Source organism: Cohnella mopanensis, assembly GCF_022352055.1.
Lineage (GTDB): Bacteria > Bacillota > Bacilli > Paenibacillales > Paenibacillaceae > Cohnella > Cohnella mopanensis.
This window is the reverse complement of sequence record NZ_JAKRWM010000001.1, coordinates 566852-581068: the sequence shown is the minus strand read 5'-3', so window position 1 is coordinate 581068 and position 14217 is coordinate 566852. Positions and strand designations below refer to the sequence as shown.

12 protein-coding genes are annotated in these 14217 nt (G+C 46.5%); 2 read left to right on the top strand and 10 right to left on the bottom strand.

Going from position 1 to position 14217, the window contains the following annotated elements; genetic code table 11:
• Window positions 1–46: 46 nt before the first annotated feature.
• The 5 genes from L3D05_RS02655 to L3D05_RS02635 all read right to left on the bottom strand — a co-directional run bounded on the left by L3D05_RS02655 (window position 47) and on the right by L3D05_RS02635 (window position 6542).
• The gene (locus L3D05_RS02655; RefSeq protein ID WP_239614323.1) at window positions 47–940 is read right to left on the bottom strand and encodes a carbohydrate ABC transporter permease; all 894 of its coding nucleotides are present in this window, start codon (window positions 938–940) and stop codon (window positions 47–49) included.
• A 12-nt stretch (window positions 941–952) separates the two neighbouring features.
• On the bottom strand, window positions 953–1876 hold the full coding sequence (locus tag L3D05_RS02650; RefSeq protein WP_239614322.1) for an ABC transporter permease: 924 nt from the start codon (window positions 1874–1876) through the stop codon (window positions 953–955).
• Window positions 1877–2178: 302 nt separating this feature from the next.
• A complete protein-coding gene (locus L3D05_RS02645; RefSeq protein ID WP_239614320.1) occupies window positions 2179–3159 on the bottom strand; it encodes an aldo/keto reductase in 981 nt (326 codons plus the stop codon).
• Between the two features lie 28 nt (window positions 3160–3187).
• A complete protein-coding gene (locus L3D05_RS02640; protein WP_239614319.1) occupies window positions 3188–4876 on the bottom strand; it encodes a methyl-accepting chemotaxis protein in 1689 nt (562 codons plus the stop codon).
• Between the two features lie 211 nt (window positions 4877–5087).
• Window positions 5088–6542, bottom strand: a complete 1455-nt coding sequence (locus L3D05_RS02635) for a sensor domain-containing protein (protein WP_239614317.1) — start codon at window positions 6540–6542, stop codon at window positions 5088–5090.
• Window positions 6543–6836: 294 nt separating this feature from the next.
• Between L3D05_RS02635 and L3D05_RS02630 the strand changes: the two genes are divergently transcribed.
• The gene (locus tag L3D05_RS02630; protein ID WP_239614316.1) at window positions 6837–7250 is read left to right on the top strand and encodes a VOC family protein; all 414 of its coding nucleotides are present in this window, start codon (window positions 6837–6839) and stop codon (window positions 7248–7250) included.
• Between the two features lie 63 nt (window positions 7251–7313).
• On the opposite strand, the gene L3D05_RS02625 is transcribed toward L3D05_RS02630, so the two are convergent.
• Both L3D05_RS02625 and L3D05_RS02620 read right to left on the bottom strand, forming a co-directional pair.
• Entirely contained in the window at window positions 7314–7907 is a 594-nt protein-coding gene (locus L3D05_RS02625) for an acyl-CoA-like ligand-binding transcription factor (RefSeq protein WP_239614314.1), read from the bottom strand.
• Window positions 7908–7975: 68 nt separating this feature from the next.
• Window positions 7976–9493: a DHA2 family efflux MFS transporter permease subunit gene (locus L3D05_RS02620; RefSeq protein WP_239614313.1), complete on the bottom strand. Its 1518-nt coding sequence runs from the start codon at window positions 9491–9493 to the stop codon at window positions 7976–7978.
• Between the two features lie 170 nt (window positions 9494–9663).
• Between L3D05_RS02620 and L3D05_RS02615 the strand changes: the two genes are divergently transcribed.
• Window positions 9664–10386, top strand: coding sequence for a Crp/Fnr family transcriptional regulator (locus tag L3D05_RS02615; RefSeq protein ID WP_239614311.1), 723 nt, complete (start codon window positions 9664–9666; stop codon window positions 10384–10386).
• 41 nt (window positions 10387–10427) lie between these two features.
• Here the strand turns inward: L3D05_RS02615 and L3D05_RS02610 are convergent, their stop codons facing one another.
• The 3 genes from L3D05_RS02610 to L3D05_RS02600 all read right to left on the bottom strand — a co-directional run bounded on the left by L3D05_RS02610 (window position 10428) and on the right by L3D05_RS02600 (window position 14170).
• Entirely contained in the window at window positions 10428–11849 is a 1422-nt protein-coding gene (locus tag L3D05_RS02610; protein ID WP_239614310.1) for an ankyrin repeat domain-containing protein, read from the bottom strand.
• A gap of 187 nt (window positions 11850–12036) precedes the next feature.
• Window positions 12037–13458: a sensor histidine kinase gene (locus tag L3D05_RS02605; protein WP_239614308.1), complete on the bottom strand. Its 1422-nt coding sequence runs from the start codon at window positions 13456–13458 to the stop codon at window positions 12037–12039.
• Window position 13459: 1 nt separating this feature from the next.
• A complete protein-coding gene (locus tag L3D05_RS02600; protein ID WP_239614306.1) occupies window positions 13460–14170 on the bottom strand; it encodes a response regulator transcription factor in 711 nt (236 codons plus the stop codon).
• Window positions 14171–14217 lie beyond the last annotated feature (47 nt).

Here is a 14217-nt window from a genome sequence, read left to right as displayed (position 1 = left end):
GTTAGCCGTAGAGGACACTAATTCCTCTACGGTATTAACCTAGGTTCTAGCCTTTTACGGCCCCGATCGTCAAACCTTTCACGAAGTAGCGCTGCACAAATGGATAGAGGAACACGATAGGTCCGGTTGCAATAATGGCCATGGCCATCTTGGTCGATTCCGTCGGAATGTCTCCGCCTAGGGATATGCCCGTACCCGCTCCCAGTTGGTTAACAAACTGAATCGTGTTGATTACGTTGTAGAGATAAAACTGGAGCTGGTACATATCTTGATCGTTAATGAAAAGCGATGAAAGAAACCAATCGTTCCAGTAGGCCAGCGCCAAAAACAGTCCGACGGTTGCTATGCCGGGCATCGACAATTGAAGTACGATCCGGTAGTAGATTTTGAAATCGTTTGCTCCGTCGATTTTAGCGGATTCGATGATTTCCTCCGGTACTGCGGAACGGACGAAATTTTTCATCAGTATGATTAGAAACGGAGTCATTAATCCCGGAAAAATAAGCACCGTGTAAGTATCCGTCAGTTGAAGATGCTTAGTCAGGAGGATATACCACGGCACCAGCCCCCCACCGAAAAGCGTCGTGAAATAAATGAAGAAGGAAAATCCGTTGCGGTATTTGAAATCTCTGCGTTGCAGAACGTAACCTGCCATCGTAATGAACAGCAATCCTAGCAGCGTTCCGACGATAGTCGTGTATGCCGTAACCCCATAAGCGCGCAGAATATGTTCGGGAAAGCGAAACACTAAGCGATAGCCCTCAAGAGAAAAAACTTTGGGAATAAGATGAAAGCCGTCCTTCACTATCGATTCATTCTGGGTAAATGAAGCGGAAATGACTAATAGGAAGGGAAATAGGCAAGCTGCCGCGGCTAAGATGATTACCGCAAACGCAATGGTATGGAACAATCCCGTATATTTATCCTCTTTGATCTTCAAGTTCGTCCCCCCTTAGAACAAGGCGTAATCTTCGTTTACTTTACGAATGATAGAGTTGACTGTCATGACAAGCACGAATCCGAACAACGATTGATACAACCCTGCTGAACTTGCCATTCCGATATCGAAGGTCACTTTAAGCGAGCGGTAAACGTATGTGTCGAGAATATCAGTCGCGTTATATAGAACTCCATTGTTGCCGATCAATTGATAAAACAGATCGAATTGCCCCTTCATGATGCTCCCCAGAGCGAATAGCAAAAGTACGATGAATGTCGTCTTCAGCATAGGAATCGTTACGTACCACGTTCGCTGAAAAATATTGGCTCCATCGATTTTCGCCGCTTCGTAATACTCCTCGCTTATTCCCGTAATCGCCGCCAAATAAATAATCATGCTGTATCCTAAGTTTTTCCATATATAAAAGACGACAACGAGTATGACCCATAACCAAGGCGTATTGTATACGTCCACGGGTTCCAAGCCGAATGATTTCAGGAAGGTATTGAGAAAACCGTTCTCGTAACCGAACAAGTTATAGACGATGACGCTAAGAATGACGAAGGAAATGAAGTAAGGTAAGAACATGATCGATTGAGCCAGCTTCTTGAACCATTTCAACTTCAATTCGCTTAACAGAACCGCGGATATAATGGCGAGAATATTACCGAACAAGATAAAAGCGAGATTATAACCGAGCGTGTTCAAAGTTAGCTTCGTTAGGATGCCTGATTTCCATAAAAATTCGAAATTGTCGAACCAAACGAATTGGCTATTAAACAGGCTTGTATTGAAATCGAATCGAGTAAACGCATAGTAAATTCCCACCATTGGGACGTAAGAGTTAATAAGGAAGAATACGATCGTTGGGAGCAGCATTATAAACAAAATCCGATTAGTGATCAGTTCGCGAATAAATGTTTTTCTAGTCGGCATAAGAAGTAGGGTCCCCCTCTTTGTTCACTCGTGTGAACTGTTAATTGTTCAGTCGGATTGAAAGGCTGTTCCTCCCTTGTGGAAAGCGTTCTGCTCAACTGGATGGCATGACCTCAGTCTAAGGTCGCACCTTGTCTTCGGGGTAGAGCAACATTGCGTAAAAGATGAACAAATCAATGGATTTCATAGTGAACATTTTCGATATTTGTGAAAAATGTACGCATAATAAAAAGACGATTTCTCACCGATCGATAATCGGATAGAAATCGCCTTTAATATGAGCTGTTAATCTAATCTAAACATTACCATGCGTAGGCTTTAGGGGCTGAACCTCCGGGGCCGGGGAAAATTTCGTCTAATCTGTTAAGCGTAGACTCATCTAACGAGATATCTACAACGCGTAGTGCCGTTTGTAATTGTTCAAGCGTTCTCGGCCCAATAATCGGTGCGGTCATAGAAGGCTGTACCAACGTCCAAGCCAATGCAACGTTCGCTTCTTGTTCTCCGATCTCTCGGCATAGCGCTTCGAACGCAAGAAGCTGTTCGCGATGCTTCTCCACTCGTTCCGGGTTGTTCGCTCTCTTGGAGCCTTCGATCGGCTTCAAGGCATGTCCGCTAAGCAATCCGCCGTCTAGCGGGCTCCATGCGATTACACCGATGCCAAGCTCTTCCGCGGCAGGCAATACTTCTAGTTCAGGTAGCCTGCATAACAAGCTATACTTGTGCTGCTCACTAACCAATCCCAGCATTCGGTTAGACTTGGCCTCATACTGGGCTTTAACTAAGTCTCGTCCGGCAAAATTACTAGAGCCGACATATCCGATCTTGCCTTGATTCAGCACGACGCGGAAGGCTTCCCATAATTCATCCCAAGAAACTTGGCGATCAACGTGATGCATCTGATATAGTTCGATATGATCGGTCTGCAACCGTCTAAGCGAGCCCTCGAGATGGCGGCGCAGCTTATACGAGGATAATCCGGGATCCGTGTTGGGACCGTCCGTAGAGTCGCTCATATCTCCGTAGAACTTGGTGGCCAACACGACTTTTTCCCGGCGTCCTCCGCCTTGCGCGAACCAGCGCCCGATAATTTCTTCCGTTCTTCCGGCATTCTCGCCCCAACCGTAAATATTCGCGGTATCAAAGAAGTTGATGCCTGCATCCAATGCGGCATCCATAATGCGGAACGACTCTTTCTCGTCCGTATCCACGCCGAAGTTCATCGTACCCAAACAAAGCTTGCTTACTTTGAGACCGGATCTTCCTAATGAACTATACTTCATGACTTCTTTCACGCCTTTCGTTGTTTAATTAAACCGTGAATTTACTTACGATTGTCTTAAGATCTTTAGCTATTCCCGACAAAGTCTGAGAGGAGTTAGTCATCTCTTCGCTGGAAGCCAATTGTTCTTCCGTTGTTGCCGCGACCTGCTGCGACATTCCGGCAGTTTGCCTCGCGATATGTCCCATATTCGCGATCGACGCCGCGACTTCCTCTGAGCTTGCCGCAAGTTGCTCCGCTGCCGCTGCCGCTTCCTGAACTCGACTGGAAACTTCGCCGGTCGATACGACGATTTCCTTGAAGGCTTGCTCGGCATGCTCAACCGCTACGACACCTTCTTGAACTTCGGCAAGGCTTTTCTTCATCGTGGCAGCCGCGCTAACCGTGTCTAGCTGAATAGAAGCTATTAGTTCGATAATGCCTTGGGAAGACTCATCGCTCTGGGAAGCCAGTTTGCGAACTTCCCCGGCTACGACCGCAAAGCCTTTGCCGTGTTCTCCGGCGCGAGCAGCTTCTATCGCGGCATTCAGAGCCAACAAATTCGTACGTGCGGCGATATCGCTTATTAATGCGGAAATCTCGCTAATCTGCTGGGATTGCTCCTCCAGCTTGCCGATCGTATCGCTGGAGCGTTCAACGGATTGGTACACCCTATGCATTCTATCCGTTACATCTTCGATACGCTCTAATCCTACGTTCGCGCGAGTCGCAGCGTTCTGAGACAATTCCGAAACCTCGCCTGTCGTCTCCGCGATTCGCTGAACGCCGTCTGCCATCTCGTCAATGACGCGACCGCATTCGGTTGCCGTATTTGCCTGATCCTCGGATCCGATGGCCACTTGTCCGATCGATTCCGATACGTGTCTTGCCGCTTCGGAGTTTTGTTCGGAGCTGGCATACAGTTGAGCGGATGCATTCGCTACCGAAGTGGAAGCTTCTTGCATTTGTTTGACCGACAATTGCAGGTTGGCCAACGTTCTATTCACGGATTCCATCATGACCCCGAATTCGTCCTTCCGGTTGATCACGAGAGGATCTACTTTAAGATCGCCCATGGAAATTCGATTCATTAAATTCGTTGTTGCTCTTAAAGGCCTAGTCAAGTTCACGATCAGTGCCCATGCCAATAATCCGATAACGAGCAAAATGGCGATACCCAGATAAAATAGTGCCGACGATGTTTTCGTGTAGATGTTATCGCTATCCGTCTGGCTTTGAACAGCGCCATCGTGATTATATGTAATCAAAGCATTTACCGATCCTCTTAGATCCGTAAAAGCCTGTCCCACATCCTTTGTCGCTTGAGCAAGTTCTTCCTTGCTTGCCGTAGTCGACTTCGATACGGCGAGGCCATTCTGAAAACGTCCCCATGCTTCATTAAGGGTCCCATAGGCCTCCCTGTCTCCATCTCCTACAGTGTCTCCATATTTCAAAATACCGCTTTCAATAGAGGCAATAAGCGTATTGTTCGACTCATCTATTTTCTTCATTTGCTCGGGATCTTTCACGTTTAACGTTTGGTAGTAATTCCCTAAAAATTGCTCGATGTTCATGTTCACTTGATTGATTACTTCGATACCGACCAACCAATTCGTTGTGACGTCCTTCGTAAAATCCCCCATTTTCTTAATTTGCGTTAAGCCGTTGACTCCAAGCACGACGACAAAAATAAACACGATTAAAAACGATCCAAGTAACTTCGTCCTTACCGATCTCATGACTCTCCCCCTGATGTATGCGCGTTGGTAAAAATATGCATGAACTCATCATAGAAGGGCTACAAAAAAATCTCCAATAAAAATATACTTATTATGTTAAATAATGGTCGAACTTTGAATTGTATTTATTCCCATTACCTAAGCAGTTACGATGACCCTATCGGTGCTGTCGTCATCAGATCCTTATAACAACCTGCTGCAACAATGCTATTCAAGTTAATATATGATAAGCATTTTTACCTTTGTGTTTAACCTTATACATCGCCTTGTCCGCGCTATTAAGCAAAGCATCCCCATCCTTCCCATTGTCCGGGAAGAGGCTCGCACCGATGCTCATACTCAGGGAAATCGGATGTTGCGCATGCAAGAGCTCATGTTGCTCCAATGAATTTTGCAGATGATGAATCATACTTTCAACCTGCAGCATCGAGGTAACCGAAGGAATAAAGAACACAAATTCATCCCCTCCCAATCTCGCTGCCATCCCATCAGGGGCAATCGTTTCTTGAATCCTGTTGGCCACGTGCATTAATACTTGATCTCCGAATTGGTGTCCGTATTTATCATTAATTTCTTTAAAGTAATCAAGGTCGATCAGAACGACGGCAAGTTTATGTTGTAGATTTCCAGCCTCTTGGATCGCCGATTCTAAGTTGTCATAGAAGTATCTGCGATTAGGAAGCCTCGTCAGAGGGTCATGATAGGCAAGAAACGTAATTTCTCTTTGATCTTCCTTCTGCTTCGTAATATCGCGCAAAATGAGAATAATGTAAGGCTGGTACTCTACCATTAAATAATCGCCGTCTATTAGAACGTCCAATCGATGATCTCCATTATGGAGCGTCATCTCCACATGGCTTATCGCTTCTAAATTATGAATTCGCTGTCTTATCTCTTCGCTAATCAAAGCATAAAATTCAGCATAATCGAGTCGAAAGCGATCGAACAATTGCTTGGCACTTGGATTGGCTTCTTTTATATTTCCTTGATGGTCTAGGAGCAAGATCGCCGCGGGGTTCAGGTTAAACATTTTCTCGTACCGCTTGTCGACGAAATTGAGGAAATCGTATTTCTTCATCGTCTGACGGAGGAAGAAACACCATAACACGCCGCCGTACAAATAAGGATAAGGCGGTAAGCTGCTTCCGAAATCAATCAACCCGAACACGGTAAACCAGGTTGCGGATATGAGGACGCCAAAGATCAATTGATGATAGATTTCCCTAAGCTCTCTCGTCTTGGCGTTGGCTCTGACTTTCATAAGCGGAATCAAATATAACAAATTATTAACGATACTTGCCGTCATCGCTATGTAATAAGGTTTGTTATATACAGGCAGTTTCCATAAGCCTTCATGATAAAATTCATTCGCGGATATCATTTTATCGTTGGTGAATAGATTGACGAGAACGAACAGAACAGGTAAATAAAATAAATACGGGTATACAAATCGCGGCAGCTTCTTGTCTAAGTTTGATAGCTTTATGAATAAATGAAAGCCAATCCCGGGAATCAAAATCCCTATCGTGCTGAACCATTTCGCGGCTAGCTCCGGGCTATAGTCCAAAGGGAGCTGGTTTCTTACGTATTCTTCCATGAACAACAGCAAAAAGCATAACGAAGTAAGGCTCACCAGACGATGCTCGACCTTTTTCGAGTTACGCATCAGTACTTCAATGCCCATATATACAAAAAAGAGTATCGGTACTAAATGAGTAAATATAGGAACGATCACTTCCATTACGCTCAAGCTACCACTTCGCTTTCTATCATTCCATGGATAGGGAATTGCCGATTTATTCCTTAGATATCCCCATCCATTCTAACGTATTATTCTATTTAATGTGATCTATTTATAAAATAACGGTGCAAATTCAATAATCGAAGGTTTGTATAAATCGAATAAAAATCCCTATAATGATGTGGAGCATTCCAAATATCTGGCGAAGGAGCGAGGCAAATGTCTGTCGACGTCTATTTGAATTTCAATGGAAATTGTCGTGAAGCAGTCGAGTATTACGCGCAAGTTTTCGGAACGGGTAAGCCTCCCTTTATGACTTTTGGCGATCATCCGCCGGACCCCCGATTCGAACTTCCCGAAGAAGCCAAAAATTTAATTATGCATGCGCGACTTAATATTAGCGGAAGTAATGTCATGTTCTCCGATGTGTTCCCCGGCATGCCATTCATTACAGGTAACAATATTAGTCTATCCATAGTAAGTAACAGCTTGGAAGAAGTTCAAACCGCCTTTCATCGATTAAAAGAAGGCGGTAAGGTCGGCATGGAGCTTCAAGAAACATTTTGGAGCAAATGTTATGGCAGTATAACAGATAAGTTCGGGATTACCTGGCAATTCAATTACGAGGCTTGATTACTACTGAAGACAAAAAACTACGATCCCTTTAGGGTCGTAGTTTTTTGTTGAATCCGCTGTTCAGAATCCATCATCCAGCTTCGCTACTATTTGTTCGATCACATCGATATAATCCGCTTCGGGATGCTGAACGCAATACATGTGTGCCCCTAGTACCGCCCCTACGATAGCCCCAGCAAGCGCAAGTTCCGCAAGATCGCTACTCGACTTCCCTTCTCGCTCCGCGATCAATCCAGCAATCATAACCAAAGTTTCAGAAGTTTGGCTCATATTAGCTCCCCGTAACTCCGGGATCGACATGATCAATTCCATCCGTTCTCTAATGGCCCGACGTTGACTCGTTGAAATATGACCCGCTGCATCTTTGATCGTTTGGCGGAAAGCTTGTATCGGAGTTAACTGCCGTGGCTGCTTTCGAAAATATTCAATGAGTAACGGATCGAATTCGTCGCTCAACACGAGTGCTTCCTTCGTCGGAAAATAACGGAATAGAGTGCTGGGGGATATTTCCGAGCGTTCGGCGATCTGCTCGATCGTCGTCTCTTGATATCCTTGCTCGCGAAAAAGTTGAATGGCGTTCTGCTGGATCGTTTCCCGAGTCTTTATCTTTTTCCGCTCGCGAAGCCCGATCTTAGGCTGATCGTCTGTTAACACGCGCGTGCCTCCCGGTTACTCTTTTATGTTCCCTATCAGTTTACCCTTTTTGGGAGGTATGGGCAACGTTATAGGTCGAGCTTAACCGCTTGCTTAGACGGATGCGCATCGGATGTTCGAGGTAGGAACAATATGGTAAGAACCAAGCCCGCAATAGCAAATCCGCCGCAAATGATAAGAAGGATATCCATTCCTTGAACAAACGATTGATGCACGGTTAGCCGCAGAGAATCCGAAGACATTCGATCTGCGATCATCGATCCCATTACTACGCTCTGACGGACGGTTTCGGCGACGGAATCCGAAACGCCGCCCAGATCCAACTGGGATCGATACGTGGAGTTAAGCGCGGTACCCAGCAAGGCAACGCCGAACGCTCCGCCGACTTGGCGCATCACCATAATAAGCGCGGATCCTATGCCGCTTCTTTCGGCGGATAGTTCTCCAAGCGCGGCGTCCATCGAAGTCGGCATGACCATTCCTAGTCCAAACCCCGTTATCGTAATCCATATCGCGGCGTAACCATACCCGCTATCTACTCCGGTCATTGCTCCAATTACCAAACCGACCGCGATTACGCCGAATCCTATCGCTGCAATGACTTTGGCTCCGGAACCGGATATGAGGCTTTGCGCTATTTTGGCCCCGACGATCAATCCACCGATCAACGGAAGCAGACGCAAACCGGTCGATAACGAATCCGCCCCCTGGATAATTTGGAAGTAAAGGGGTGTTGCAAACAGAAGACCGAAGATGGCAAAGGTCGCGATCGTTGCCAGCACGGCGCCCCACGTGAAACGCGCCGAACGAAATAGAGTCAGATCGATAAGAGGATGTGACGTTCGGCGTTGCCATAGCACGAAGGATAATACAAGCAGAAAGCCAATGACGATTGCTCCTAATGCAAGCGGATCGGACCATCCGTGCTCTCCGGCGCGGATTACTCCATAAGTTATACCGATTAACCCTAAGCTGGATGTTACGATTCCAGTTCCGTCAAAGCTCGTTCGAACTGCGCTTCGAGATTCAGGCAATAACCAAGCTACTGCAATAATCGCAACGGCGGCGAACGGCAAGTTAATCAAGAAAACGGATCCCCAATCGTAATGCTTGAGTAGCCATCCGCCTAAAATCGGACCGAGAGGGATTCCGAACATATTTGCCATCGTCCATAGCATCATCGCCTTCGTACGCTCCGCTCCCTCGAAGAGTACCGGAAGTACCGCCATTGACAAAGGCATAATAAACGCAGCCCCTAAACCGAGAAAACAGCGCATCGCGATCAAAGTCATCGAGGAATCGGAGAAGGCGCACCCAACAGAGGCGACGCCGAATACGACTAATGCCGCGAGCAGAAACTTCTTGCGACCGAATCTGTCTCCGAGCATTCCTGCTGGAAGCAGCAGCGCGGCCAGGACAAGAGTGTAAGAATCGACAATCCATTGAAGCGAGCTTGTCGAAGCATCCAAGTCGGATGCTAGAGTGGGCAATGCGACGTTGAGAATCGTCAAATCCAATGAGACGGCTAGAAGACCGAAGCTGAGCGCGCCGAGCACCCACCATTTTCGCGAATTTGAATTTAGCATTTGAACCTCCACCTTTCGCGGTCGTAGTCGACCGATATAATGGAAGTATATTCATTTTGATAGTCACTGTCAAATTATATTTAGTGTCATAATATTAAATGTGACGCAAATCACACTTCCTTCGCGAGAGCCTTGTTATACTGGCATTAATGGTGAAGGAGGTGCCTCATATGGAATCCGTTCGCGCATTGCCTAAGGCCTGTCTTGTCCGGAATTCCTTCTGCTTCTCGAAAGGGAGTCTGGAAAAGCTGAAACAAATTATGCATCCGCATAAATTCAACTCGGACATAGCGATTTTTCATGAAGGCGATGTTGCCGACAAACTGTTTTTTCTCTACTCCGGAAGAGTCAAGGTAACGAAGTTCAGCGAAGAAGGAAAAGAATACATCATGTCGCTCTATCATGAGGGCGATTTATTCGGACAGCTGGAACCTTTTGAAGAGCCCAAGCATCAATTTACCGCTTTAACGGTTGAAAAATGTGAAATCGGAATTATTCAAAAGAACGATCTGGAGATTTTACTGTGGCAATACGGGGAATTATCTATCGAATTTATGAATTGGATGGGTTATATGCAGAGGCTGACCCAAACGAGGATGCGCGATCTGATGATGTACGGGAAGCAGGGAGCGCTTTGTTCGACTTTAATCCGTTTGTCCAATAGCTACGGTTTAGTCGATAATAACGGGTTACATATTTCTCTCAAACTGACGAACACCGAATTAGGAGATTACATCGGCTGTGCCCGCGAAAGCGTTAATCGGATGCTCAGCGAGTTAAAAAAAGCCGATGTAATTTCCGTGCGCGACGGAACCATTACGATTAAAAATTTAGATTACTTGAAGAACCTATGCAGATGCGAGCAATGCCCGAAAGAGCTGTGCCGGATTTAGTTGGCGATAATCTTCTTGTCGCCTGGCAAATATGTGTTTCGCTATTCCGATGGAATGTTTCCGTTCTGATCCTTTACGTTCGGCTCAGCACCTGCTTGTAGCAATAGTTCAGCCGCTTGCGGATACGAACGTGCCGCTTCCATTAACGCGGTTTGACCCTCTAACAGTCCTGAAGTATAACGGCTATTCGGATCGCTGCCGGATTGGAGCAGTAGCTTCACCATGGCAACGACATCCGCTTCCGACTTGTTGATTTCTCCGTTGATATTGAGGCTATCGCTCACGGCGTAGAGCAGCGCATTGCCTCCTTCGTCGTCCTTGCTTAATGTCGCATCGGCATTAGCGGCTAGAAGCAGCTTCATGATACCGGGATGATTGTAGTATCCGCTTAACATTAAGGCGGTTTGCCCATATTCATCGCGTGCGTCAGGGTTTGCCCCTTCCGCCAGCAATTGTTTTACATGCGCTTCCTCGTCATAGATAACCGCTTCAATTAATTTACTTTCAAGTGTCGACGTTTGTTTATTCTCATGCTGCGCAACTTTACCCGTATCCTCTGCGGACTCCGGATGCCGCTCGTTTGATCTTGATGACATCAGTGTCGGCCATATATCCGCGATCCATCTCATCGCATCAACTAACGTATTATCCCGGTTTCCTGGCTCGTCAAAATATTCCAACGCCATCTGAGCCCAAAGCTCGGCCTCTGCCGTCCGATCGTTTCCAAGTAATTCAATATCCGCTCCCTGTCCCCGCCACTCCTCGAGAATCCAACGGCTAAATTCGACTAGACGCTGATAGCCGACTTTATCTTCCCAATTGGAACCCGTGATCGCAGTCGCCATTTCAGCCATACTGCCTTTTCGGATCGCGAATTCAGATGCTTCTGTTGTTTCTAATGAATTGGATTGCGCTTTGAACTTTAGCATATCCTCGTCGATCAAAACAACAATGTAGCACACTAACTGAAGAGACAGCACAATACTAGGAAATACGGTATGAGTACCTCCCTTTCTCGTAAGCTCCTGTTTAGATATGTTGTCCGTTTCATGACTCAGCTTCGCCAGTTTGCGGGAAACGTGAACTTGATAGAGCGAATCGCCGATCACGCCAACGCTTAGCTTGAAGATCGCATATACGACGATCATAAATGTCAAAGGATAGTCTTCCATCGGGAATTCCAGCATGCTCATGACTTGATAAATACCCGTAGTTACGATCGAAAACCCAAACAGCACGAACGTTGTGAACATATACATTTTACGATATAACATCCAATAGACGCCCATGAAGAAAGCCGACCAGTTCCACATACTGCCGTGATTCCACTTTATCAGATACACATTGGCTTTACTGCCGACGTATGCAGCAACTTCTTCCTCGGTCCTGTCTTCTTCGCTCCGTTCTCGCTCATCTATATTTTCGACGTTTGAATTTTGCAACTCCAATTCCTGCTCGCTCATGTTGTCCTCCGAAGCCATCTCAATATCATCGATGTTATTTATTTCCGGTAGTATTTACCTATTGAATCTTATCACCGATTGTCGATATTTGTCATGGGATTATCTGGTTATCGTGAATGGGCACATGAATTGAACGTCGATAATGATCAAAGGACCCACCTCGCATTTAAGCGAAGTCGGTCCTTTACTACACTGCTTTATTCATGTTTCTCACATTCCAAGCTCTCTTCTTACCTTCGAGCGGTAAAGTCAATGTGACAACCGCTCCGCCTTCTTTGCGATTGCTTGCCTGAATCCGGCCTTGGCATCTCTCCACGATCGCTCGCGAGATGGCCAGCCCTAGCCCGGATTCTCCGTCCTTGCCTTTAACGAACCTATGGAACAAATACGGCAGCAACGCGGTTGGAAATCCCGCTCCGTCATCGGATATCGCTATCCGTGCATCGTCGTGATCACATGTTAATTCTATATCGATTTGTTCTTTAGCATATCGGGTAGCGTTCGACACGACATTAAGCAACGCTTGCGAGATTTTATCGCGGTCGGCTCGGATTAGAATCGGTTCATTATGCAACTCTTCATTCCGAATCCGCAGCTTTAAGCCTCTTTGGACAAGTAAAGGATTAACTCGTTCGCTTGTTTCCGTTAATAATTCTCTTATGTCCACTTCGGTTATCTGGATTATATCCTCTTCGCTGTCCAATTTCGCAAGCAACGTCATTTCCGTGACGATGTTCTTCAATCTTCCGCTTTCGCTCAAGATTACCTCTAAGCCTTTTCTTGCCCCTTCGGCTTCGAACACGCCGTCCCGAATTCCTTCCGCATAGCCGGCGATCGACATCAAGGGAGTTTTCAATTCATGCGAAGCATTCTGGAAAAATTGCTTCTGAACGCGGTTGTACCTCTCCAGTTCTCCCGCAAGGTCGTATACGGTTTGTGCAACCGCACCGATTTCTCCTCCCGCTTTAACGAGCTGTACTTCGGAGAAATGTCTGCTTTCCACTTTCTTAAGTTCTCCTCTTAATTTTATTAGCGGCTTAATGAGTTTGTTCGTAATCAGCAAGCTTATCAAATAGACCAGCGCCCCCGAGACGCACAGCACGATTAGCAATCGGCCTAGCAAAGCTTGTTCGATCGACTTAATCTTGCCCATAGGCGTATATAAAGTCAGAGTCCCTTGCGGTATGGCCGTCGCAGAGACGACGAACCTATCATCTTTACCTTCAATCATCTTGCGTACACCGATCGTCGTCTGTTGTACGCTAATCGGAGCCGTCATCTGGAACGACTTTGTCGAAGCAACCGATGCCATTGCGGTAGGAGCCGTGCCGTAAACGACGTTTCCTTTGTCATCCGTGATCATCGCTGCGACATTCTTAATCATTACGGGTTGAAGAGCCTGTACGGTGTTGGCTACACCGATCTCCGCTTTCTCTAGCTGAACGGACTGAAGCTGTGCCGTCATTTCCTGTCCGATCTCCTGCATTTCTTCTTTCTGCGCCCCGACGAAATGATCCAATAGAACGTAGTGGTTTATGATTGCGGTAACCGCGATGACGAGAGCGATCAGGATACCGAAAGCCAAATTGATCTGATGAGCCAATTTCATGTTACAGTTCGCCTCCCTCGCTTCGTAATCGATAGCCATGTCCCCACACAGATTCGATCGGAAGCTGGTCTATTTTTTTGCGTAACCTCTTCACCAGATGATCTACCGCTCTATCGCTGCCGAAATAATCGTCGCCCCAGACTAAGATTAGAATCTCGTCCCGGGTGAACGCTCGATTCGGTCTCTCGGCGAACATTCGTAGCAGCGCGAACTCCTTGCTCGTTGCTTCGACTTCTTCCCCGCTCCAGATGACGCGTCTCTCTTCAAGCAGCAACTGAAGTCGTCCGACTTCGATGCGCATCGATGATTGCGAATCTTGGGCAACGTCGTCCGATGCCCTAGATTTGTACCATCGTTGGAGATGGCGCTTTACTCGGGCGACCAGTTCGCGAGGGCTGAAGGGCTTAACCATATAATCGTCACTTCCAAGCTCCAATCCGAGGATCTTGTCGACTTCGTTATCCCGTGCGGAAATCATGATGATCGGCACTTCGGCTTCGCTGCGGATGGTTCTGCAGAACTCGTAACCGTCCATTCCCGGCAACATCACGTCCAACACCCACATGTCCGGCGGATCGCTTTTCCACTGTTGTAATGCTTCCTCTGCGCTTTCCAACCCGACGGTACGATAATTTTCTTTTTTCAAATAAGCTTCGACTAACTCGCGTATATTCCGGTCGTCGTCAACGACGGCAATTAAATAGTCATTCATGGTTTATCCTCCGGCTTAACAAACTTATTCCCATTATAACAACCGTG